The organism is Nitrosomonas ureae (genome assembly GCF_001455205.1).
Classification (GTDB): domain Bacteria; phylum Pseudomonadota; class Gammaproteobacteria; order Burkholderiales; family Nitrosomonadaceae; genus Nitrosomonas; species Nitrosomonas ureae.
In genome coordinates, this window is record NZ_CP013341.1 from 2,056,785 (window position 1) to 2,081,495 (window position 24,711).

Here is a 24,711-nt window from a genome sequence, read left to right on the forward strand (position 1 = left end):
CTCCTTGCAAGGATTATTCATTCAGTAGTTTACGTCCCGCAGAATGTTTGATACACACGTTCCGACGGCGCGGGCGGTGTGCGGTAATCATAGTATTCCGATACATCGGCATAGGGATGAGCCACTGCTGCAAGCAATTGCTGTGTCAATGTATAATCGCCTCGTTCGGAAGCTGCGGTGAGTGCTTCCTCGACGCGGTGGTTGCGTGGAATAATTGCGGGATTATTGGCCTGCATCAAATGCACCGAATGTTCTTTAATTCCGGATTGGCGTGCCAGCCGGGCTTGCCAGCGGGCCTGCCATGCTTCAAACGTATCGTCCTGAAACAGGCTATCCGCAGGCAAAGTTTCTGCCGACAGCGCGCGGAAAGTATTGGTGTAATCCGCCTGATGTTGATACATCCAGGTGAGTAAGTCGGCGATCAATTCTGGATCATCGGCTTGTTCCGTCAACAATCCTAATTTCTTGCGCATCCCCGTTGTCCATTCGGTCTGATAGATTGCAGGGAAAGCATGGATGGCTTCTTCCGCCAGCGCCACGGCTTTTTCTGATACCGGATCAATCAGTGGCAATAGGGTCTCAGCCAAGCGCGCCAGATTCCACTGTGCCATCAGCGGCTGATTGCTATAGCGATAGCGCCCGTTCTGATCGATCGAACTGAATACCGTATTGGGGTTATACGCATCCATGAATGCGCACGGGCCATAGTCGATGGTTTCGCCGCTGATGCTCATGTTATCCGTATTCATTACGCCGTGTATGAAGCCCAACAGCACCCATTGGGCGATCAATGCAGCTTGCCGCTCGATCACCCGGTTTAGCAGCGACAGATAAGGATTTGCGGCATCATTCAGATCGGGATAATGACGTTGAATCGTATAATCCGCCAGGATTCTAATCGCATCAGCACCTCCTTGCCCGGCGGCATATTCAAACGTGCCGACGCGAAGGTGGCTGGCGGCTACGCGGGTCAGAATCGCACCGGAGAGTGGAGTCTCGCGCATTACCTGCTCTCCGGTGGTGACTACGGCAAGACTGCGCGTCGATGGAATACCCAGCGCATGCATCGCTTCACTGATGATATATTCGCGCAGCATCGGCGCTAAAGCCGCGCGACCATCACCGCGGCGCGAAAATGGCGTCTGACCCGAACCTTTGAGTTGAATATCGAATCGCTCGCCGGTCGGCGTAAGATGTTCACCCAGTAAAATCGCCCGCCCATCGCCCAGCATCGCGAAATGGCCGAACTGATGGCCGGCATAGGCTTGCGCGATAGGCTGTGCACCTTGCGGTAACACATTTCCGGAAAGCAGCAAGGCAGCTTCTTCGGCGGTCAGAGCATCAATATTTAATCCCAACGATGCTGCGAGGGCATGATTCACTATAACGATCTGTGGCGCACGAACCGCAACCGGAGACTGTTGCGCATAAAAATAATCGGGCAAGCGCGCATAACTATTGTCGAAGCGCCAGCCCACGCGGTCACCGGTAGGTTGTTTTTTAGGTTTCATAGTTCATTTTCATAGTATTTGAATCGGATATTGCTACACCATACACGATATTGTAAGGCGTATAGCGTGCAATCACAGGATCCATTTATGACCGCTATTTAGATGATTGGTTTGTGCTCTTGATTATCTGGCGCAGAGATTTTAGATAGGGATAGTAATGTACTTCCAATGAATGACGGGGACGGGCAATGAATTGCTGTGCCCAGTTCTTTCCTTCAGTCATGGCTGATTCACGCCAATTGCCGGGTAACCGGATTTTGTCCGTCAACAACTGTGCGATGAGTTGGGATTGCGCTTCTGCGAGTGTCCAAATACAGCCTTGTGGCTGTATCAACCCGATGAAAAACAAGCTGGGATGGTCGGGATGAAAGACGCGCAAGTAAAGCGGGATGTGGGCGGCATCCTTCCAGTTGATGAAGTTCGCATCGAAAAATGGAAAGCTGATGGTATAACCGGTTGCGGCAATGATGACATCGTATTCCTGCGATGAATCATCGGTAAAATACACTGTTTGCCCTGAAATCCCTTGTATGGCTGAGCGTGGGTGTATTTTGCCATGCCGGATTCTATCGAAGATCTGCGAATTGATGGTGGGATGCGCTTGCGTGGGTGAAAAATCAGGCTCGGGTAATCCATAATCACGATAACGCCCGATCTGAATGCGCAGGGAAATTTTTTGCAGCCGGTTTTGTAGGCGCTGCGGCAGCCACTGCAATGTAGCGGCAAAAGTATCGGTGGGTTTACCCATAATGAGCTTGGGAATAATGTATTGCGCAGAGCGCAAGCTGATATCGACGCGAGCGGTGTCACGACTTGCATCAACCGCGCAATCGCAGGCGGAATTTCCGGCACCGACTACGAGTACCCGCTGGTTTTCCAATCCTTGATTGGTTTTATAATCGTGGGCATGCAGGTAGTGTCCGGAAAAATCGTCTTTCCAGTCCGGGTGGCGCGGAATGGATAGGTGTCCATTGGCAATAAAGAGATAATCAAATTCCGCTTCGGTGCCATCACTCAAAGACAAATGCCACCGTTCCTTTGCTATTTTCCTGACTTGCTGAACGGCGACATTGAAGCGGATATATTTTTGCAGCTGAAAATGCTCGGTATACGCCTGAAAATAAGCCAGTATCTGCTGGTGGCTGGGATAATCCGGATAGTCATCCGGCATCGGAAAATCACTGAACTGCGACATGGATTTGCTGGAAATCGTATGCGTCGCCTTGCAGATGCTGCTATGGCCTGGTGTCGCGGTATACACCCAGTTGCCGCCAATCTGATCGCTTTTCTCATAGCAAACGATGTCGTTCAGGCCTGCTTGCACCAGATGCTTGATAGCGGTGAGGCCGGAACAACCGGCGCCGATGATTGCAATGCGCATTTTTATTTCTAGCTCAGTGAGTATCGCAATGGCTTATTCTATCTTACCTTGATAAGGTTATGGCTAAGCTGCCGGATAGATACAGTATAAAACAAGCAGCTCGCAGGAAATGTGATCATCCCATAACGCCATGGTTTTACATGGGGTGATCCCAGAAATATTGTGCTTGGTAGTCTCACTATTAAGCGTATACACTAATCTTCATTTTCACTTTCAACGGTTGGGATTATCTTGGCCTCTCCACGATTAGTTGCAAAAAATGAACCCGAAGAACCCACCTTGCGATTGGCGGTGTTGATTGATGCCGATAATGCCCGGGCGGCCGTCATTGAGAGCCTGCTCGCTGAAATTGCGCGCTTCGGGGAAGCGACGGTAAAGCGTATTTATGGGGATTTTACAGCCCCAGCGAGCGCTTCCTGGAAGAAGGTGCTGCAAAAATATGCGATCAAGCCGGTGCAGCAGTTTGCCTATACCACCGGAAAAAATGCGACAGATAGCGCATTGATTATTGATGCGATGGATTTGCTCTATACGCGCAAGTTTGATGGGTTTTGTCTGATTACCAGTGATAGTGATTTTACGGGTCTGGCTATGCGACTTCGTGAAGAAGGATTGATGGTTCTTGGGTTTGGTGAGAAGAAAACCCCGGATGCTTTTCGCAATGCATGCCACAAATTTGTGTTTACCGAAATTCTTCGTTCAAGCTCGACTAGCGAATCGACCGAACCGCTACCCGAGGCCAAGACTAAAAAGAAATCCACAAGAACCAAAGCTGCTACGAAAGCAGTGGAACAAAAGCCTGAATTTCCGGAAGAATTTGTTCTGACCGCATTGGAACAATCCGTTGATGATACGGGTTGGGCCAATCTGAGTGTTTTCGGGAGTTACCTGATTAAACTGCAGCCCGACTTTGATTCAAGATTGTATGGCTACAAAAAGCTCTCGGATCTTGTCAAAGACAAAAAAGCTCTGTTTGAGATTGAAGAACGGCAACTGTCGGGATCCGACAGAAAAACTCTTTATCTTCGTGCTAAAACATAATCATTTTGCCGGTAATCAGGCAGCCAATTCATTGGCGATCAATTCCGCCTGCTTTAACACCATTTCAGTCGCCAGTAATTGCATATCCGGTGGGTAGCCATATTGCTTGAGCGTTCTTTTGACAATGACTTTCAGCTTGGCTCTGACACTTTCCTTGATAGTCCAGTCGATCGAAGCGTTTTGACGCACGCGCTGCGTCAGTACGACCGCCAGTTCACGCAACTGATCATTCTGCATCAACTCACGGGCGCTGTCATTACTGGCCACGGCAGTGTAAAAAGCGTATTCGAATGTCGATAATTGCAGCTTCTCGGCTTCTCTGTCCGAGGCGACAATTTCTTTGCTGATCTTGATCAATTCCTCGATGACTTCGGCAGCGGTCAGGATTTTGTTATGATATTTCTTGATGGCGTTTTCCAGCATCTCCATCAATGATCGGCTTTGCATCAGATTGACCTTGGCACGTACTTTCAGCTCATCGTTGAGCAATTTCTTCAATACTTCCAACGCGACATTTTTGTGCCGGTAATTTTTAAGCTCTGCCAGAAAATCTTCGGACAGGATTGAAATATCCGGCTTCTTGATCCCGGCGGCATCGAAAACGTCGATCACCTGTTCCGATACCAGCGCCCGGTCGATGACTTGCCGGATGGTGGTTTCAATGGCTTCATCGGTTTTTCCGCCGCCGGTACTGTCGAATTTGGACAAACGCGCTTTGACCGCCTGGAAGAACGCCACTTCATCCTTCACAACCAGTGCCTGCTCATGCGGAATGGCGATGGCAAACGCCAGAGACAATGCGGTGACTTCATTGATATAGCGCTTCTTGCCATCGTCCAGCCCGAGAATATGATCCTCAGCCGCCAGAATCAGCGCCAGCTTCTTCGAGGTATCCGCCGCAAAATAATCTTCATACCTAAAACCGTGATACATGGCGAAAACGACCTTGAGTTTTTCCAGCATCAGCTGTACCGCCTGTTCCTGCATCAAGGTCGGATCGCCCTTGCCGCCAGCCTCGGAATAAAACGACAATGCTTCTTTCAAATCCGATGCAATGCCGAGGTAATCCACCACCAGTCCGCCGGGTTTGTCGCCATGCACGCGATTGACCCGCGCGATGGCTTGCATCAGGTTATGGCCTTTCATCGGCTTATCGATATACAGCGTATGCATGCACGGCGCATCAAAACCGGTCAGCCACATATCGCGCACGATCACCAGTTTAAGTTCATCGCTATCATCCTTCATGCGCTCAGCCAATAATTTGCGCTGCTGCTTGCTCGTGTGGTGTTGCGCCATGTTTGGGCCATCGGACGATGCTGCGGTCATCACCACCTTGATCATGCCTTTATTCAAATCATCGGAATGCCATACTGGCCGCAGCTTGACAATCTCGGCATAAAGTTCCGCTGCGATGCGGCGCGACATGCACACAATCATGCCTTTACCGGCAAAGACTTCCTGGCGCGCTTCAAAATGATTGATCAGATCCTGCGCGATGTTTTGAATGCGCCGTTCGCTGCCGATCAGCGCTTCCATCTGTGTCCACTTGGCCTTGGCTTTTTGCGTATCGGTCAGCTCATCCTGATCCAGGTCATCATCCAGCGCTTTGATCAGTTTCCGGCCTTCCTCGCTCAACGCCACCTTGGCCAGACGGCTCTCATAAAAAATGCGCACCGTGGCACCGTCTTCCACCGCCTGCGCAATATCGTAAATATCCACATAGTTACCGAACACCGCGGGTGTGTTCACGTCGGTTTTTTCAATCGGCGTGCCGGTAAAGCCTAAATAGGTCGCATTGGGCAGCGCATCGCGCAGATACTTGGCAAAACCGTATACTATTTTCTTGCCGATCACTTCGCCGCTGGCATTCTTGTCATCCACTGTTTTGGCTGAGAATCCATATTGCGTGCGATGCGCTTCGTCGGCGATCACCACGATATTGTGGCGATCCGAAAGTGTTTCGTACACATTGCCTTCCTCCGGCTGGAATTTCTGGATGGTGGTGAAGATCACGCCCCCGGATGCCACGCGCAATAATTCTTTGAGTTGCTGGCGGTTTTCCACTTGCCTGGGTTCTTGCCGCAGTAATTGTTTGCAGGCGGCAAAAGTATCGAACAGTTGATCGTCCAGATCGTTGCGGTCGGTAATCATCACAATCGTCGGATTATTCAGCGCCAGCACGATTTTGCCGGTATAAAACACCATCGACAGCGATTTGCCGCTGCCTTGCGTGTGCCATACGACACCGGCCTTTTTGTCGCCATTGGGTTGCTGCGTGACACTGGCTAGGCCATAGCTGGCAGGAGGTTCGTTTACTTGTAGGGGCAAATGATTATTTGCCCCTACATCATTCGCCCCTACAGCCGCCGCACGCAAGGTAGAAGCCACCGCAGCATTCACCGCGTAATATTGGTGATAGGCGGCAATCTTTTTCACCGTATGAATGCTGATCACGCCGGTTTTGGGGTCTTCTTTCTTGGATTGCTCGAATACCACAAAATGCCGCACCAGATCGAGCAAGGTTTTTTTGTTCAGCATCCCGTTGATCAACGTTTCCAATTCGAACCGTAGGGGCAAATAATCATTTGCCCCTACACCATGCATGGCCCCAACATCATCGGGAATTTTCCACGTCATAAAACGGCTGAAGCCCGCCGACAGCGAACCGGCTTTGGCTTCCAGTCCATCCGAAATCACCAGCAAGGCATTGTAGGTAAACAAACCGGGGATGCTGCGTTTATAGGTTTCCAGTTGCCGGAATGCGGATTGGGTGCTGGCGTTCTCATCGGCTGCATTTTTAAGCTCAATCACGACCAGCGGGATCCCATTCACAAACAGCACCAGATCCGGGCGCTTGTTTTGGCTGTTTTCAATTACGGTGAACTGATCGGCGACGACAAATTCGTTATTGCCGGGATTGTCAAAATCAATCAACCACACGATCTCGCCGCGTTCGTGGCCTTCATGCTGGGTGCTGACTTTGACGCCTTCGGTCAGCAGGCGATGAAAGGTTTCATTGTTAGTCAGTAATTCGGGGGAATGAATGCGCGCAACTTCTTTCAACGTAGCCTGTAATACCGTAGCCGTCATACCCGGATTGATGCGCTGGAGCGCTTTGCCCAACCGGCCGGTGAGCAGCACCTCGTCATAGCGGCTGCGTTCCGGGTGATCGCTATCGGGGGAAATGTCAGGCGCGTAGATATGACTGTAACCGAGCTGCTCAAACAGTTCGATCGCCAACGCTTCAATCGCCGATTCGTTGAGTTTAGTCATGGTGAACTGATGCTGCCAAATTAAGACGTAACGCGGCTGCCAGAAGCCGCTCATCCTGTGTCCACAGCCGGGTATTGCCGGATAACCGTGTGGAAGCCAACAAATGCGCGTCGATCAATCCGATGCCTAAACCAAATAGCGCATGTTGCTCGATGAAAACATTCACTTCATCGGCAAACGCAATGGGGGCTTGGGGCAGGTTATCCAGTGCGGCCAGAATGGCTTCACGCTGGCGCAAATGGCCCAGCGCCAGTTCGCCACGAACAAAGGGGTGACCTAATACGCTGTTCCCGGTCAGCAGGCGGACTAAATGCGGATCGTTATTGCGCAGATGGTTAATCCAAACCGAGGTGTCGACCAGAATCATTGCGGCGGTTATTCGCTGGTTTGTCGGCGAGGGATAGCATTCAGCTGTGGCTCAGAGCCGCCCAAATTGGCCAGCCTTTTGGCGCTTTCCCGTTCGATCAGCGCTTTCAAGGCTTCTTTGACCAATGCGGATTTCTCTTGCACATGGGTCAAGGCTTGCGCTTTTTCCAGTAATTCGTCATCCAATACGATGGTGGTTCTCATGGTTCTCCTCCAAATAGATCATCGAATGATGCGCTTTCTTGTGCACGAAGACAAGTAGGGGCCAATAATCATTGGCCTCTAGACATGGTAGGTATCGGTTTCCCAACGTTGCGGATTGGTTTGAATATATTCCGCGATTTTCAGGTAAGCATCCTCATTGCGGATAATGTGCTCGTAATAATTGCGCTGCCAAACCGTATGAATATCGGTATTGGCGCGAAACCATCGGGTAATGCCAATTCTGAATCCCCGCACCATAGATCCAATCGTGCGGGATGTGCCATGTTGCAATGGCCGGGGTGTTTCGTTAAATTGTGTGGGTGTTTCGTTGGATGGTAGGGGCAAATAATGTAGGGGCAAATAATTATTTGCCCCTACGGGATTCGTGCCATTGATGATGATAATCCCATGCACATGATTAGGCATGATCACGAATTCATCCAATGTGACCTGCGGAAAATGCTCGGGTATCGCACCCCAGCATTTTTCTACGATCTGTCCCGCTGTATTCAACACCATAACCCCATCAACAATTTCCCCAAACAACGGCATCCGGTTATGTGTACAAACGGTAATAAAATAGGCCCCATCCTGGGAATAATCATTTGCCCCTACGGATTATTGCCATTGATCAAATTGATGATGACTTTCACCATCGTATCTTTTTCCTCCGGTTTGCTTTCGGCAATCAATAACGTAAACGCAACCAAGGCATTATCGGCAATGCGCTTTTCTCCATCAGTGTTAAATAAATAATCATGACGCGCCAGAAACCAGACAAACAGCGCGGCGGCAATGCGTTTGTTGCCATCGGAAAAGGAATGATTCTTGACGATGAAATACAGCAGATTGGCCGCTTTTTCCTCGATGCTGGGATAGAGTTCTGTGCCGCCAAACGTTTGGTAAATGGTTTCCAACGAGCTTTTGAAGGAATCATCTTTTTCATTGCCGAACAATCCGCTCAGTTTCTCCTGTTCACGCCACAGCCGGATTTGCTGGATCGCTTCATCATAGGAAATTCTGCGCGGCCCGGTTTGCTGGATTCCGATCACTTGTAAACGCTGGTGATCGTAATCGTCCAGCACTGTCAATGCGTGGCTGTATTGCTCCAGGATCGACAAGATGCCTTGCGATTCGGATGCGGTCAGGTTTTGCTGCTGGAACAAACGGGATGACAACGCAATCGCCTGTTTTAAATCCGCGAGTTTTTGTTGTTGTTCCTGAAGTTTCTGCTCATTCAGTGCATAACCTTGCACCAGAAATTGTTTGAGCACGTGACTGGCCCAGATACGGAATTGCGTACCTTTTTTGGAATTGACGCGGTAACCGACGGAAATGATCATATCCAGATTGTAATGTTCAATCTCGCGGCTGACCTTGCGTTCGCCTTCCTGTTGAACTATCCGGAATTTCCGGATGGTTGCCTCAGCCGCGAGTTCCTGTTCCGCAAGCACATTGCGAATATGCTCATTGATGGTGCGTACATCCTTGCCAAACAAAGACGACAGTTGGCGCTGAGTCAGCCAAACCGTGTCTTGATCCAGCGTAACCTCAAGCCGTACGCTGCCATCGGCGGATTGATAAATAGTAATTTGGTCTCGCGTATTCATATTTTTATGCGGTTTGTTGGGGCAAATGATTATTTGCCCCTACGGATAATCAACCCGCACCTCGCCGTTCATTAGTTTGGGGAGCAGGGTGTCGCGGAGGGTTCCGAGGGTGCGGATTTGTTTTGAATTAGAATTTATTTTCAGAAAAAATGACTCAACTATTTTATTGAATTCATTAGTCTTGTAATTATCCGGGATTATTATTTTGAAGCTTAATAAATCAGTTTTTTTTAAATGAGGAATTGTTGTGCCGACACTTGAATTGATAATCTGATTCTGTACGTCTTCACTTCGTAAAAATAAAAATAGGTAGTAGTTGCTCAGATGGTTTTTATTTACTCGTAAGGCAATCATGTCTTGAGCAATACAGAAATCAACTGGATTGGGAGCTAAATTTATACATCCGGGAGTGCCTTTATTTACAAAAATCAAATCCCCCGGTTCAGGGTGAGAGCGGAACCAATTGCTATATGTTTCTTCACTTATATATCTAATCTTTTCGTATGTTGGGAAAATATTGTTGTTCTTAATGCAGTTTGTCGCAATTAGCGGTATTCCAGTTTCACTTGTTGGTGCTGTTTTGCCTCTATTGTCTACAACAAATTCAAGAATATCTTTTAACTCTTTTTCATTCCAATTATCCTGTACTTCCTCCACAAACCACTGCCTGAACAACGTTTCAGCCATGGCTTCGAGGGTTTTGTTCTGGCGGTGCAACAGGTCTATTTTCTTTGAGGTATAAAAATAAAACTGACCTATTGATCGCTGCGCGTCCCGTTCTGGATATGGCAACATCAATTTATCAAAATCAGACTTTTTTAAATGTGGTATTACTCCACTAACATCCAAATTTTTTATTTGAGCTTGAACCTCATCGGAGCGCAAAGCTGCAAACAAGAACAATGGATCAATAACCTTTTCATCGACCCTCAACGCCACCATATCTTGTGCAATTACAAAATTAACTGGGTCAGGGATTAAACAAACTGCTCCATTTTGACTCCCTTTTAGCGTAAGCAACAGGTCTCCTGGCTCAGGGTGAGATCTGAACCAATTGTCATATGTTTCTTGCGAGACATATCGAAGGTTTTCGTACACAGGATAAAGATTGTTATTGTTTATGCAGTTAGTTGCTATAAGTGGTATTCCAGTTTTCTCTGTTGGTGCTGTCCGTCCTCTATTATCTACAACAAATTTTGTTGTTTTTGATAAAGGAATTTCTTGTTGTATCGAATGCATCTTTCTTACCACATTGCTCATACCTTCACCCGAGCCAAACTCTCCTGAATTGCTTTATTCAGTGCCGCTTCTTCCTGCAATTGTGCCTCAAATTCCGCTTTCAACGCAGCAAACCGTTCGGGGAAATTAAAATCATCCTCTTCGTCCGGCAGGCCGACATACCGTCCCGGTGTCAGCACATAATCCAGTTCGGCGACGCGTTCCACCGGCACTGAGGCACAGAAGCCTTTGATGTCTTGATACGGCTGGATTCCCGCCTGCGCGGGAATGACGGCGGGGTTGCGCCAGGCGTGGTAGGTGCTGGCGATTTGTTGGATGTCGTCATGCGACAATTCGCGCGTGCGGCGGTTGATTAAATGGCCGAGGTTGCGGGCGTCGATGAACAGAATTTCGTGGGGGTGTGGGTGATGGTGTTGGGGCGGATTTTGTTGGGGCAAATGATTATTTGCCCGTACATCATTTGCCCCTACGGTTATCCCCGTATGCCCCCCAATATCCATTCCCGCGCGATTCCGATTCAAAAACCACAATGCCGCCGGAATCTGCGTATTCAGGAACAATTTGGCGGGCAGGTTGACGATACAGTCGATCAGGTTGCCGTCGGTAATGAGGTGCTTGCGGATGTCGCCTTCGCCGGAGGTTTTGGAGGTGAGGGCGCCTTTGGCCAACACCACCCCGGCGATGCCGGTGGGCGACAGGTGATAGACGAAATGCTGCAACCAGGCGAAGTTGGCGTTACCGGGCGGCGGTGTGCCGTATTGCCAGCGCGCGTCGCCGCGCAGTTGTTCGCCGCTCCAGTCGCTGACGTTGAACGGCGGATTGGCGATGATGAAATCGGCTTTCAGGTCTTTGTGCGCGTCGTTCAGGAACGAGCCTTCGTTGTTCCATTTGACTTGCGAGCTGTCGATGCCACGGATGGCCAGGTTCATTTTCGCCAGCCGCCAGGTGGTTTGGTTGCTTTCCTGCCCGTAGATGGAAATATCGTTGATGCGGCCTTGGTGTTCTTCGACAAACTTTTCCGATTGCACGAACATGCCGCCGGAACCGCAGCACGGATCGAAGACGCGCCCTTGGTACGGTTCGAGCATATTCACCAGCAGTTCGACGATGCTGCGCGGGGTATAGAACTGGCCGCCTTGCTTGCCTTCGGCCAGTGCGAATTCCCCGAGGAAATATTCGAACACATGGCCGAGCACATCCTGACTGCGCGCTTTGGCATCGCCGAGCGCAATATTGCCGATCAGGTCGATCAATTCACCCAGTGAGGTGGGATCGAGGTTTTGCCGTGCGTAGACTTTGGGCAATACGCCTTTGAGCGATGGATTTTCCTTTTCAATCGCATCCATTGCGGCATCGACATGCGTGCCGATATCGGGTTGCCTGGCTTGTGCCACCAGATGTGGCCAGCGTGCTTCGGCGGGAACAAAGAAGACATTCTCCGCCTGGTATTCATCCTTGTCTTCGGGATCGGCGCCGGCCAAATCGCCTTCGCCTTTTTCAAGCCGGGCGTGCAGTTCCTCAAACGCATCAGAGATGTATTTGAGGAACATCAATCCGAGCACGACATGCTTGTATTCCGCCGCGTCGATGTTTTTGCGCAATTTGTCGGCGGCTTTCCACAGTTGTTTTTCCAATGGCTCTGTTTTGATTTCTTTGGTTTTAGCCATGGCGTCATTCTTTACTTTTTAGCATCGCGATAAACAGTGCAGGGTTGGATTATTGATCAGGAGGTTTATGACATAAAAACCCGAGGACTTCAAACTTTCTGCAATTGGATTCGGTATCGATGTTTGATTGTTAGAAAGGATTCTGTCTGCAATTTAAGGTGTGTATCCTTGAGTAGAGATCATCGCGCGATAACGAATGACAGCCGGTATTGGTATCATAGGCCATTGCGCAAACCTCAAAGCAAATACATCATTCAGCGTTTAATTAGTGACGGGAAATATTAGAACGATTCATCATGTTGATATTATTGAACAACATCACCATACCCTTGACTGAGATCGAGATCCAGGCGGTACGCTCGCAAGGCGCCGGCGGGCAGAATGTGAATAAAGTATCGACCGCGATTCATTTGCGCTTCGATATCAACGCGTCATCCTTGCCGGAATATTACAAAGAGAAGCTATTGAATTTGAAAGACAGCCGGATCTCCAGCGAAGGTGTCGTGATCATCAAGGCGCAGCGGTCCCGCAGCCAGATCAAGAATAGGGAGGATGCGCTGAATCGTTTGCAGGCGCTGATCAACAGCGTCATTGTCGAGACCAAGCCGCGTAGACCCACGCAACCCACAAAGGCTTCCAGGATCAAGCGTCTGGAGGGGAAAACGCTTCAGAGCAGGAAAAAGTCGTTACGCGGCAAGATAGAGGAGGCGGAATAATCGTTTGAATCGCGCATGTTTGCCGTCAGGAAATACAATATTGCGAACTGACTGATATATCATTGAGTTAACGATCCCTTGCCTGTGTGTCATGCCGGTGAATTGTCACGGGGTTGATAAAATCATACATACAAAGGTGTAAATCCATTAATAGAGAGGCTTATTCGTGGCAAAAGCATCAGTTTTCTGTTAGCTTGCCGGGTGTGTGTTGGTAGCCCATGTTACTTGAACTGGAATAGCTCACATATGAGGTCACTTTCATGAAAATGATGAATCAATACGCATGATTACAAACTATTTATTTTCCAGCGACGTATCAAAATTTCAAGAATTAATAGATCTATTGCCTATCGCCATTTTCATCAAGGATACCGAGAGTAAATTATTGGCGATAAACAAAGCCTGCGAATTGCAATGGGGACTGAGTTTTAAGGATCTGCAAGGAACGGATGCCAGTCAACTTTTTCCGCCCGCTCAGATGGAGCACTTTCTCGCCAAAGATCAGGAGGTATTTGAGAGCGGGTGTCAAATTGATTTCGAAGAAACCATGTGGAATTCGATGCTTAAGCAAAACCGGATGGTTCATACCTTTAAAAAACCGATCTGTGACACATCAGGAAAACCCCTGTATTTGATCGGTATGTTTGTTGACATCACGGAACGTTATAAGGCTGAACAGCGTATTTTGGAGATGGCAACCTACGATATTTTAACCGGGTTACCCAACAGAGCCTTGCTGAAGGATCGCATCGAGCGCGCGTTAGAGCATGGGAATCGTCACCGGGAACGCGTGGCGGTATTGTTCATTGATCTGGATAACTTCAAGGTTATCAATGACTCATTAGGCCATGATGTGGGGGATAAACTGTTGCAAGCGGTGGCGGCCAGATTTGTATCCGTGGTGCGGGGTGAAGATACGGTAGCCCGCCAAGGTGGAGATGAGTTTATCGTGTTGCTGTCCAACCTTGAAAGTGCTTTTGATGCCGAGGCGGTAGCGCAAAAGATATTGGATGCATTGCAATTGCATTTTCTGATCGATGGGAAGGAACTTCATATCAGCGGCAGTATCGGTATTTCCTTGTTTCCGGATGATGGCGAAGATATATGGACGCTGCTGAGGAACAGCGATATTGCGATGTATCATGCCAAGAAGAATGGCCGCAATAACTGTGAATTTTTTAAACCGGAAATGAACAGGCAGGCAAAAGAGCGGCATTCCATGGAAGTCGCTTTGCGCAATGCGCTCAAGCACGATGAACTGCTGCTTCACTATCAACCGATTGTTAACGTCAATGGCGGCAAGACTGATGGTTTCGAGGTGTTGTTACGCTGGCAGCACCCCGGCGATGGTCTTATTTATCCGATCAAATTTATTCGATTGGCTGAAGAGACCGGCATGATCATACCGATCGGAGAATGGCTGATGCGACAGTCGTGTCTGCAGATAAAAGCATGGCAAAAGCAAGGCTATGAGGTCCCCAGGTTAGCGATCAATCTTTCCGCCATTCAATTCCGGCAGAAAACCCTCGTGGAAAATATTGTCCGCATATTGGACGAAACCGGAGTAAAAGGACATTACTTGACGCTGGAAATCACTGAAAGCGAATTGATTGAGAATGTTGAAGAAGCCATCAGGACGTTGCAGCAATTAAGTGAGCTTGGGATTGAAATTTCGATCGATGATTTTGGTACCGGTTACTCCAATCTGAGCTTTCTCAAACGCTACCAAATCAATACGTTGAAGATCGATCGTTCATTCGTGCGTGACATTCCCGGCGATCCGGATGATACGGCGATCATCGATGCTATTCTCGCCATGGCGCATGCTCTGGATTTGGAAGTGATCGCTGAAGGGGTGGAAAATGAGCAGCAGCTGACTTATCTTGTGTTGCATGGATGTACTCGATTTCAGGGGTTTTATTTCTCCGAGCCGTTGCCGACTACTGAGATTGAAAAAAAGATGGAAAATCAGCGGACATTCCCTAATTACTTTAATCAGATGGGGAATCAACAGGTTGATGAGTAAGTAATCGAACTTACGCTACGATTTGAACTGCACACACGCGAGTTGGAGCGATGGAATGATGCCGCCGTGTTTTAGCATCCTTAACCATCATTTCGACCGAAAATATAAATGCATTGATATGTTTTCCGGTCAAGATGATGATTGCAGATGAGTTATGGATACTTTATTTCAGATGCCTGCGTATTACAGAAATATTAATCAGTGATACAGGAAGGGTAGACGCTCGGGCAGGCTGCTCTCAAGCCACCTGAAGGAGTGCCTGTTTGTCTTTTCCAGCTCATCACCTCTAAGACTTGATCGACATATTCGGGCAGGCGTTGCCAGAATATATAATTGGATTTCAACTCATCGCGTCCGAATATAAGGAGCTCCTGGATAGTCGGAACATGGCCTAGTTTATCGCCGCGAGTGTTCAGATAGTTGACCTTTTCCACTGTCGGAGCGATGGGTACAATGCCTGAAAGTTGAGTGAAATAATGATATGCACCTTGAGGAGAATGTGGATTGGGAGGAAAATTCAGACCTGGTTCATCGGGATAAATATCCGGGCAACCGAGCGCTCCGCCCATATCGACCATTGCAGTAGTGAGTTGTTTGAGATATTCCCGTGGGTAGTTGATCTCTTGGATTGTCATGGTATTGGGGAAAAACGTACGCGCTTTTTGCTGCACAATGATTAAATTATTAAACCAACCGTCTGTTTGAGCAGTCGTCAATGGTGTTACTGCTTGTCCCATAGCCGTTTCGATCATGCCGATGCCTTCAAAATTCGGATGGGAGTTGTAGCGCTCGCCCAATGCCTTAAACAGGGCGACCAGCCGATTACGCACGTAAGGATTCCATAATTTAATGTTATAGCCGTCTATAGTGGTCGATCCCCAATCTTTAAATGGAAATGCGCCGCCTTCAAATTTAGGTGCTTTTAAATAATCCGGTATGAGCTTCCAATCAGCCTCGAATGATTTGGTTTGTACCTGAATGACCAAGCGTTTTCCTATCGCAGTGAGTTTCTCAAGATGCTTATCGATAGATGAGAAATCATAGACGCCCGGTGATTTCTCTATCCAACCCCACAAGTAACGCATTTGCATGCCACGTAGTGCAGGGGTTGCTTCGAGTTCTTTGTAGACTTGCGCCATGTAGATCGGGTCATCATTGGCCCAGTTTTGAATGGTGTAATAATGGCCTGGATGCCATTTTACCCCAGTGGTTCCAGGAGGTATCGGGGCCGCATGCACGGATGCTGAAGAAGCGATAATCATGCTTATGACGAATAAAGCTGCAATGAATATAGCATTTATCCGCTTGAATGCGATTGGTAAAATAATGTTCAATTTCATTAAATTATCTGGTTTCATATAAGATTCCTATAGTGAGTTTGAAGAGGTTATTGTATTGCCCGGAATTCTAAGAGTTGTTTTTGAAAACTTTCTCTTGTTCACTTAATACAGCTTGTAAATGGAAGTTATTTACGTTTTGGGCTTTTAAATATCCCCGTTGAGTGCTTCCTAATGCAATCTCTTTTTAAGAACGTTTTATTTCTGATGGGAGAAATTCGTGAGTGTCTTTCAGAAAAACAACGTTAGAAAAAGATGATGATCACTATACCGAAGCGGAGAATTTTCGAATTCTGAAATAAATATAGAATGCGGGCTCTTTTTGGTGGCAATAGAATTTCTTTATTTATTATTGACTTGGCAATTATTGCCGGAAATAAGGTGCATAAAGCTTGCACCAGCAGGTTTGCGGGAAAATGATTGATGGAACTGACAAGGATGGAGAGAATGCGCTTATAACTATCCACAAAAGGATCCGTTCAGCGCTACTGAATGGCCGCAAAATTGGGAATTTTTGGATAAGAGACCGGATGAAATTTCCGGTGAAATAGTACAGGGTCGATTTACAGTTTATCGTGAATAATTCTGATGGTTTTTTTCAACAAACCGGAATGCTGATCTGACAATTACCAATTACTTCATGAAGCCGGGTAATTGCCAGATGAAATCACGATTGCTAATGATCAAAAAATATTACTTTCCAATGCAGGAAGGATAAGTTTTTGGGCAGGCTGTTTTGAGACCGCCTGACGGAGTGCTTTTTTGATTATTATAGTTCATAACCTCAAGAACATCATCGACATATTTAGGGATGCGCTGCCAGAATATGTAGTTGGATTTTAATTCGTCGCGTGCGAATACAAGAAGCTCCTGAACGGTAGGCACATGGCCTTTTTTATCGCCACGAGTATTTAAATAATTGACCTTCTCCACGGTCGGCGCGATCGGTACAGTGCCTGAGAGCTTAGAGAAATAGTGATATGCGCCTGGAGGGGAATAGGGACTGGGAGGATAATTCAGGCCGGGCTCATCCGGATAAACATCCGGGCAACCGAGTGTCCCCCCCATTTTTACCATCGCGGTAGTGATTTGCTTGAGATATTCGCGCGGATAATTGATTTCCTGAATGGTCATGGTGTTGGGGAAGAATGTCCGTGCTTTTTGCTGCACAATGATTAAATTGTTAAACCATTTATCAGCCTGAGCCGTTGTCAGCGGTTTCACCGCTTGACCCATAGCCGTTTCGATCATGCCGATACCTTCAAAATTCGGATGCGAGTTGTAGCGTTTGCCCAGTGCCTTGAATAAGGCGATCAGACGGTCACGTACATGAGGGTTCCATAATTTGATGTTATAACCGTCTATCGTTTTAGATCCTCCCCAGTCATTAAATGCAAATGCGCCACCCTCATATTTAGGGGCTTTTAAATAATTCGGTATGAGCTTCCAGTCAGCTTCAAATGATTTGGTCTGCACTTGAATGACCAGACGTTTGTTCATTTTAGTAAGCTTGGCAAGATGCTTATCGATGGAAGAGAAATCATAGACACCCGGTGATTTCTCGATCCAACCCCATAAGTAACGCAGTTGCATGCCCCGCAGAGCAGGGGTTTCTTTTAATTCCTTATAAACTTTTGCCATGTAGATCGGGTCATCATTAGCCCAGTTTTGAATGGTGTAATAATGGCCAGGGTTCCATTTTATTCCCGTAGTACCGGCAGGCAGTGGAGCCGCATGCACTATTCCAGTGAATGCAATAGCCATGCCTATGACGAATAACGCTGTAATGAATATAGCGTTCATCCGTTTGCGTACAGTCGGTAAGATAATGTTTGGTTTCATGAAATTCTCAACTTTCATTTAAGATTCCTTTGATGAGTTTGAAGAAGTGGTGTATTGCTCAAAGTTTGGATAAATGCTTCGGAAGATTGACCGATTTATTGCAATCAATCTGCAAATGAAAACTATTTACATCTCTGATGTTCATAAATAATCTTTTCTTCCTAATACAATCCCTTAATTTGAGCGCCGTTATATTCGCGATTGCAAAGAATCGCGGATATTGATCAAAAACACATTATCAAAAAAGAGATAATGAGCGCTATTTAGAGCAGGAAACTTCTGAATAAGAACTGCCCGCTCTTTTTAATACGTGGCAAATTGATTCATTTATCATCAATTTGCCAATTGGCATGGAAAATGTGGTGTACACAGTTAACCATCGAGAGTTTGTTCTGCAATGACTTGAGTTGCTGGCAGTATTCATGAAATACTGCTTATGAATGCCACAAAAGTACTTGCTGAATATTACTGGATCACCCGTTGCTCGGGTGATCCTTCGGATAAGATGTTGGAAGGCTGTTTTCCGCCATAACAATCAACAGCCAGTAGTCCAACAAGTCATCTGTAATAGCCGCAGCTTTGATCTGACAAATGTCCATTTTGGTAAGGCAATCCATCAGATCCGCTTGCGATTACTACAAATCAGAAAAATTACTAATTCTTGATACAGGAAGGGTAAGCAGTCGGGCAGGCCGCTTTCAGACCACCGGACGGAGTACTTTTTTGGTTAGTAAAATTCATGACCTCTAAGACATTATCGACATATTCAGGAAGTCGTTGCCAGAAAATATAATTGGATTTTAATTCGTCACGTGCAAATACAAGAAGCTCCTGAACGGTGGGTACATGGCCTTTTTTATCCCCGCGAGTGTTTAAATAATTGACCTTTTCCACTGTTGGCGCTATCGGTACAGTTCCTGAAAGCTGAGAAAAATAGTGGTAAGCGCCTTTGGGAGTCCCGGAATAATTTAAACCTGGTTCATCCGGATAGACATCCGGGCAGCCAAGCGCTCCGCCCATTTTTACTATCGCGGTAGCGATTTGTTTAAGATAATCGCGTGGGTAGTTTATTTCCTGAATCGTCATGGTATTAGGGAAAAAGGTACGCATTTTCTGGTGCACGACAATTAAATTGTCAAACCATTTATCAGTTTGAGCCGTTGTCAGCGGTGTTACTGATTGTCCCAGAGCTGTTTCTATCATGCCGATACCTTCAACATGGGGATGTGAGTTGTAGCGCTGACCCAATGCCTTGAATAAGGCGATCAGACGGTCACGCACGTAAGGATTCCATAATTTAATGTTACGGCCGTCTATGGTATTGGACCCCCAGTCCCTGAATGCAAAAGCCCCGCCCTCATATTTTGGAGCCTTCAGATATTCAGGTATGAGCTTCCAGTCGGCTTCGAATGATTTGGTTTGTACCTGAATAACCAGGCGCTTGCCCATGGGGGCGAGTTTTTCCAGATGCTTATCGATAATCGAGAAATCATATACACCCGGTGATTTTTCGATCCAACCCCATAAGAAACGCATTTGCATTCCGCGTAATGCAGGGGTTGCTTTTAGTTCTTTGTAGACTTTTGCCATGTAGATCGGGTCATCATTGGCCCAGTTTTGAATGGTGTAATAGTGCCCCGGATTCCATTTCACTCCGGTGGTTCCGGCAGGTAGTGAGGCTGCACTAACTATTCCAACAGGTGCAACAAGCATGCCTATGAAGAATAACGCAGCAGTAGTTATCGCATTTAGCCGCTGGGTTATATCCTTGGAAAGGATATTTGATATCATGAAGTTATTAATTCTCATGTAAGGTTCCTTTGACGAGTTTGAAGAAGTTATGTGTTTTCAAAATTTAAAAAATGTTTTAAAAGCTTGTTCTAGTTCACTTAATACAGTTCGTAAATGAAAACTATTTACGTCTAGATTTGTGTAAATAATGCCCTCCATTGGGTTTTCCTTGCGTAATCTATTTTTTCCCGAGTATTACTCTATTTCTGATTGTAAAATTCGCGAGCGTCTTTCAGAAATACATCATTAAAAATGATAATGCCTGTTCTTCAGAGCCAAAGAAATTTTTGAATGCCGAAATAAATAGAATTTGATCTTTAAAATTTAAATAGAATTATCTTATTTGTCATAAGGTTGATAATCTTTGTGGAAAGCGTAGTGCGAAAACCTATCTTTTCAAGGTCTTGCGCAATGATCACTTGCATTGCTGACAGTACTCCCCTGAATACTGCCAATTAATTCCACAAAAAGTATCCGCTTAAAGCTACTAGAACCTTAGTAGATCCGGTAATTTATTAGATAAGATGTTGGAAGTTTATTTTCGGGCTTGACATTACAAAGCCGATTAACCAACGACTTATCAGATTTTCAATTAATAAATTGTTAGATGTAAAAGTCTATTTACTAAGCTGCTGTATAAATTAGCAGCATTAATCTTTGCTTGGTAATAGACAGTTTGCTGAAGCTGAGAAATCTATTCGAGGCGAATGGAATTTCAGTTGTGTGAATGAGTAATAAATCTTATTTTTAATTTATGCATGAGCTATTTCAAATCGACCACTACAGTTACTCAAGGTATAGTAGCTTTCATCATTAAAAGAGCGTTTTAAGAATCATTATAGATTTCTTGTTTGAATCATTTGCTGTTACTTTATCGACAAAAATCAATACAGCCCTCATGCTCACAACAGACACAGTCACCGCCAATTAGCTTGATAGATCAACTGCTATGTTACTGAATTTTTTTCATGAAGAAGCAACGATGTTACGAATATTGCCAGCACTTCAGCTGTAGTTGTTGAGGTCCTTTTAGTCATTAATTTCATTGTAGTTTTCCTTTGAAAATTAAGTTCTCATCAGTTCAATTTTTTCTAATGAGTGACATCAAATGGTGCGAGATATTTTCCCGCACGGCAGGACTATACGTGGGAATATTAACCACGTCAACAATTATGATAAATATTTTAATCAGCAGTATCCGGAACAAGTGTGATTAGATTCAGCTTACTGAAGGCTTATCGTCGATTTGTTTATGTCTCAGTATTTTAAGTAATGGATCAAGATATGCTCTGAGAAGTTTGATTATGTTAATAGTTTTATAAGCTTCATAGCAGCATACAAACGCGCGACCACTAAAGCAGGACAAGGGCAAAGTCTTGGACATACCGGGCACATTCCAACGGTTATAGGGTGTAACTTGAAAAGGTTGCCCAAAGATAAAAGGTAATCCAATTGACGAAATCGGTACAAAATTATCCAGAAACATTAGAACAGATTTATCGCAATGAATCCCGACGTGTACTTGCTACGTTAATACGCTTACTTGGGGACATCGATCAAGCAGAGGAGGCACTCCACGATGCATTCAAAATTGCACTGGAGCAATGGCCGCAACAGGGTATACCAGACAACCCGAGAGCTTGGCTGGTGTCTGTCGGACGTTTTAAAGCCATTGATAAATTCCGGCGGAACGCGCGTTTTGATAGTATTGATGAAACACCCGCATATCTCGCTACTTTAATTTCTCCGGCTCATGACAATTCGAATGAGAGTCTGGAAGATGATCAATTACGCTTGATTTTTACCTGTTGCCATCCGAGTTTATCCCCAGAAGCTCAGATCGCCTTGACTTTACGAGAAATCTGCGGGTTGAGTACTGAAGAAATTGCTCATGCTTTTCTGATAACACCCAAAACAGTCGCACAGCGAATTGTGCGCGCCAAAGCAAAAATCCGTGATGCGCGGATTCCCTATGAGGTTCCGGAACGGGAACATTTGCCAGATCGTCTGGATTCAGCTCTAAAAGTTATCTATTTGGTATTTAATGAGAGTTATTCAACATCATCCGGTATTGAACTGATGCGGCCTGATGTCTCAGCTGAAGCAATACGTCTTGGCAGGTTGCTCCTGGAATTGATGCCGTCAGAGCCGGAAGTTTTCGGGCTTCTGGCTCTCATGCTTCTGCAAGACTCGCGCCGGGCAGCCCGAATTAATGCGCAAGGCGATCTAATTTTACTTGATGAGCAAGACCGTTCGCTCTGGAATCGTGATCAGATCAGTGAAGGTGTGATTCTGGTGAAACACGCACTTGGTTTGTCAGGGGTTGGCGCTTATACATTGCAAGCCGCTATTGCCGCCGTGCATGCTGAAGCACCGAGTGCAGGAGAAACCGACTGGCGTGAAATTGTAGGATTGTATAACGTACTCAAGCAGATTTATCCTTCACCTATTGTCGAATTAAATCGTGCGGTTGCAGTGGCAATGCGCGATGGACCGGCAATAGGATTAGAACTGATTGAAGCGCTCATTTCTCAGGGACAATTGGCGGATTATCATTTCATGTATGCCGCCAAGGCTGATTTTCATCGCAAATTAGGGCAGCCTAATGAAGCAATTGAAGCCTATCAACACGCTTTACAACTTGCCCAACAAGCACCTGAACGGCGGTTTCTGCAAAAAAGATTGACTGAGCTGCAAAATCAATAAACTGATTGTCGATTTTGTCCACTGTCAATCGACCATTGAACGCGGTCATTTTTCTCAATTCAATATAAGGAATTAACTATGAAATATCTTTGTTTGATTTGTGCCGAAAAAGTCATGGAGCAAATGTCAAACGTCGATGCCGATAAGCATTACGAAGAATACCGTGAATTTACCACTGATATTCGCAAGAGCGGGCATTTTGTCGATTGCAACCGTTTATTACCGCCATCAGCGGCCATTACGATTAGAGTACGCAAGGGTAAGATTTCAAGCACAGATGGCCCCTTTATTGAAACCAAAGAACAGCTCGGTGGCTATTACGTGATTGAGGCTCGTGATCTGAATGAAGCCATTCAGGTGGCAGCTAAAATACCCGGAGCCGCGTTGGGATGCGTGGAAATCCGGCCGATTGCCAATGACTTACAAACGCGGGATGTGCTCGGCCTGGGGTAAAGTTAACTTTTGTCATACTTGAAAGATCTTTTTAAATGGAGAAACCTATGAAATATTTGTGCTTAGTTTATGGTGTGGAGGGCCTGCTTGGTGCTATACCAGACAGTGATTGTCTTGACTACGATGAACGGATTCGTAAATCAGGTCATTGCTTGGCATCGGAAGCCCTGCAACCGGTACACACAGCCACTACAATCAGAGTGCGCGAGGGTAAAATCAGCATTACTGATGGACCGTTTGCCGAAACCAAAGAACAGCTGGCTGGTTTTTATTTGATTGAAGCCCGGCATTTGGATGAAGCTATCCAACTGGCTGCCCAAATTCCACCCGCGCAGGTCGGCAGCATTGAAGTCAGGCCGATACATCAATTCGAAAAGCGGTAACGTTGGAAAAAAACGGAAATTAAAATATTTCGCTTGTGCCTGTGAAAATTAGTAAGGTAAAAAAATTTTTCCGGTTTGTCGATTTCTACAGACTTCATTCGACTAAACGACGAAATCAAGCTATTTACAACTTGATTGACCATATGACTTAACCTAAGGAGTAATCAATTGCGCTACATGATCATAGTCAAAGCAAGCCTGGATTCGGAAGCGGGCGTTATGCCTGAAGAGCAACTCATCGCAGAGATGGCGAAATTTCATGAAGAACTTGCGGCAGCAGGCGTGTTGTTGGATGCATCCGGCTTACAAGCCAGTTCAAAAGGTTGGCGCATCCAATACAGCGGAAGTAAACGTATGTTGGTCGATGGTCCATTTACCGAAACCAAAGAGCTTATCGCTGGTTATACCTTGATTCAGGTTGCATCAAAGGCCGAGGCTCTTGAATGGAGTAAGCGTTTCCCTAATCCTGCAGGTGAAGGAAGGGATTGTGAAATAGAAGTGCGGCAATTATTTGAGCTGGACGATTTTGAACCCAGTGAAGCTGTGGAGCGATTTCGTGAGTTGGAACTCAGTAAAAATGATTAATGCATTACTATTTGCCCAATCAAAAAATCTTGTTTTTAATTTTTGTAGAAGGGGGAAGTGTTATGTCTCAGTCAAACCCGCTTCTGGCGGCAAGATGATTTATGCGTGCATACGAAGTGTTGATTGACTTGTGATTTAAGCCGCATTAGTTGCGTGTGCAGATTGAAAGTTCGTTAAGTTTAACTTTATTAAATGTCTTACAGGAGAAAACTATGGGAAAGTATGTTGATGGTTATGTGATTCCAATTGTTCAGGATAAACTGGAGGAATATCAAAAAATGGCTGAATTGGCTGGCTCGGTTTGGAAAGAGCACGGCGCCCTGGAATATATCGAGTGTGCGGGAGATGATCTCGAGCAGAAAGAGTTGGTGTCATTCAAAAAATTAACTGATGCCGGCGAAAATGAAACGGTCATTTTTGCATGGATCGTGTTCGAATCGAAAGAACATCGTGACCGGGTTAATCAGGCGGTTATGGCTGATCCACGTTTGGCGTCTTCGATGAACCCTGATTCTCATCCCTTTGATTGCAAGCGGATGGCCTATGGTGGTTTCAAGACAATTGTTAGTTTCTAGTT

At 46.2% G+C, this 24,711-nt stretch carries 20 protein-coding genes; 8 read left to right on the plus strand and 12 right to left on the minus strand.

Translation table 11 applies throughout. The features are described from left to right. Positions 1 to 29: 29 nt before the first annotated feature. Together ATY38_RS09420 and ATY38_RS09425 are read right to left on the minus strand one after the other, a co-directional pair. Positions 30 to 1,511, minus strand: a complete 1,482-nt coding sequence (locus ATY38_RS09420; RefSeq protein ID WP_062559073.1) for a protein adenylyltransferase SelO — start codon at positions 1,509 to 1,511, stop codon at positions 30 to 32. Positions 1,512 to 1,605: 94 nt separating this feature from the next. Then, positions 1,606 to 2,892, minus strand: coding sequence for a flavin-containing monooxygenase (locus tag ATY38_RS09425; RefSeq protein WP_062559074.1), 1,287 nt, complete (start codon positions 2,890 to 2,892; stop codon positions 1,606 to 1,608). A 231-nt stretch (positions 2,893 to 3,123) separates the two neighbouring features. Here ATY38_RS09425 and ATY38_RS09430 point away from each other — a divergent pair, with 231 nt between their 5' ends. Beyond that, a complete protein-coding gene (locus ATY38_RS09430; RefSeq protein ID WP_062559075.1) occupies positions 3,124 to 3,933 on the plus strand; it encodes an NYN domain-containing protein in 810 nt (269 codons plus the stop codon). 15 nt (positions 3,934 to 3,948) lie between these two features. Here ATY38_RS09430 and ATY38_RS09435 read toward each other — a convergent pair whose 3' ends face one another. From ATY38_RS09435 to ATY38_RS09465, 7 genes are all read right to left on the minus strand, one after another. Further along, positions 3,949 to 7,209 (minus strand): type I restriction endonuclease subunit R, encoded by a 3,261-nt coding sequence (locus ATY38_RS09435; protein ID WP_062559076.1) that lies wholly within the window; start codon positions 7,207 to 7,209, stop codon positions 3,949 to 3,951. Further along, entirely contained in the window at positions 7,202 to 7,576 is a 375-nt protein-coding gene (locus tag ATY38_RS09440; protein ID WP_062559077.1) for a type II toxin-antitoxin system VapC family toxin, read from the minus strand. Before ATY38_RS09440 ends, ATY38_RS09435 begins: the two co-directional genes overlap by 8 nt. Before the next feature lie 8 nt (positions 7,577 to 7,584). Further along, positions 7,585 to 7,779, minus strand: a complete 195-nt coding sequence (locus tag ATY38_RS09445; protein ID WP_062559078.1) for a type II toxin-antitoxin system VapB family antitoxin — start codon at positions 7,777 to 7,779, stop codon at positions 7,585 to 7,587. Between the two features lie 78 nt (positions 7,780 to 7,857). Next, positions 7,858 to 8,292, minus strand: a complete 435-nt coding sequence (locus ATY38_RS09450) for a transposase (RefSeq protein WP_235590241.1) — start codon at positions 8,290 to 8,292, stop codon at positions 7,858 to 7,860. A gap of 98 nt (positions 8,293 to 8,390) precedes the next feature. After that, entirely contained in the window at positions 8,391 to 9,389 is a 999-nt protein-coding gene (rhuM, locus tag ATY38_RS09455) for a virulence RhuM family protein/type II toxin-antitoxin system death-on-curing family toxin (protein ID WP_062559079.1), read from the minus strand. 39 nt (positions 9,390 to 9,428) lie between these two features. Then, entirely contained in the window at positions 9,429 to 10,649 is a 1,221-nt protein-coding gene (locus tag ATY38_RS09460; RefSeq protein WP_062559080.1) for a restriction endonuclease subunit S, read from the minus strand. Beyond that, positions 10,646 to 12,295, minus strand: coding sequence for a type I restriction-modification system subunit M (locus ATY38_RS09465; protein WP_062559081.1), 1,650 nt, complete (start codon positions 12,293 to 12,295; stop codon positions 10,646 to 10,648). The genes ATY38_RS09460 and ATY38_RS09465 overlap by 4 nt, the downstream gene beginning before the upstream one ends. A gap of 296 nt (positions 12,296 to 12,591) precedes the next feature. On the opposite strand from ATY38_RS09465, the gene arfB reads away from it, so the two are divergent. Together arfB and ATY38_RS09475 are read left to right on the plus strand one after the other, a co-directional pair. Continuing rightward, positions 12,592 to 13,011: an alternative ribosome rescue aminoacyl-tRNA hydrolase ArfB gene (arfB, locus tag ATY38_RS09470; RefSeq protein WP_062559082.1), complete on the plus strand. Its 420-nt coding sequence runs from the start codon at positions 12,592 to 12,594 to the stop codon at positions 13,009 to 13,011. A 283-nt stretch (positions 13,012 to 13,294) separates the two neighbouring features. Continuing rightward, positions 13,295 to 15,037 (plus strand): sensor domain-containing protein, encoded by a 1,743-nt coding sequence (locus ATY38_RS09475; RefSeq protein WP_062559083.1) that lies wholly within the window; start codon positions 13,295 to 13,297, stop codon positions 15,035 to 15,037. A 194-nt stretch (positions 15,038 to 15,231) separates the two neighbouring features. Here the strand turns inward: ATY38_RS09475 and ATY38_RS09480 are convergent, their stop codons facing one another. The 3 genes from ATY38_RS09480 to ATY38_RS09490 all read right to left on the minus strand — a co-directional run bounded on the left by ATY38_RS09480 (position 15,232) and on the right by ATY38_RS09490 (position 20,025). After that, the gene (locus tag ATY38_RS09480) at positions 15,232 to 16,395 is read right to left on the minus strand and encodes a hypothetical protein (RefSeq protein ID WP_062559084.1); all 1,164 of its coding nucleotides are present in this window, start codon (positions 16,393 to 16,395) and stop codon (positions 15,232 to 15,234) included. Between the two features lie 672 nt (positions 16,396 to 17,067). Then, positions 17,068 to 18,234 carry a hypothetical protein gene (locus ATY38_RS09485; protein WP_062559085.1) on the minus strand — a complete coding sequence of 389 codons (1,167 nt, stop codon included), beginning with the start codon at positions 18,232 to 18,234 and terminating at the stop codon, positions 17,068 to 17,070. 636 nt (positions 18,235 to 18,870) lie between these two features. Then, entirely contained in the window at positions 18,871 to 20,025 is a 1,155-nt protein-coding gene (locus ATY38_RS09490) for an alpha-amylase family protein (RefSeq protein WP_062559086.1), read from the minus strand. 1,434 nt (positions 20,026 to 21,459) lie between these two features. Here ATY38_RS09490 and ATY38_RS09495 point away from each other — a divergent pair. From ATY38_RS09495 to ATY38_RS09515, 5 genes are all read left to right on the plus strand, one after another. Next, a complete protein-coding gene (locus ATY38_RS09495) occupies positions 21,460 to 22,713 on the plus strand; it encodes an RNA polymerase sigma factor (protein ID WP_062559087.1) in 1,254 nt (417 codons plus the stop codon). 78 nt (positions 22,714 to 22,791) lie between these two features. Beyond that, positions 22,792 to 23,166 (plus strand): YciI family protein, encoded by a 375-nt coding sequence (locus ATY38_RS09500; protein WP_062559088.1) that lies wholly within the window; start codon positions 22,792 to 22,794, stop codon positions 23,164 to 23,166. Between the two features lie 47 nt (positions 23,167 to 23,213). After that, positions 23,214 to 23,549 (plus strand): YciI family protein, encoded by a 336-nt coding sequence (locus ATY38_RS09505; protein ID WP_062559089.1) that lies wholly within the window; start codon positions 23,214 to 23,216, stop codon positions 23,547 to 23,549. Between the two features lie 168 nt (positions 23,550 to 23,717). Next, positions 23,718 to 24,134, plus strand: a complete 417-nt coding sequence (locus tag ATY38_RS09510; RefSeq protein ID WP_062559090.1) for a YciI family protein — start codon at positions 23,718 to 23,720, stop codon at positions 24,132 to 24,134. A gap of 212 nt (positions 24,135 to 24,346) precedes the next feature. Continuing rightward, a complete protein-coding gene (locus ATY38_RS09515; RefSeq protein ID WP_062559091.1) occupies positions 24,347 to 24,709 on the plus strand; it encodes a DUF1428 domain-containing protein in 363 nt (120 codons plus the stop codon). Positions 24,710 to 24,711: the final 2 nt, after the last annotated feature.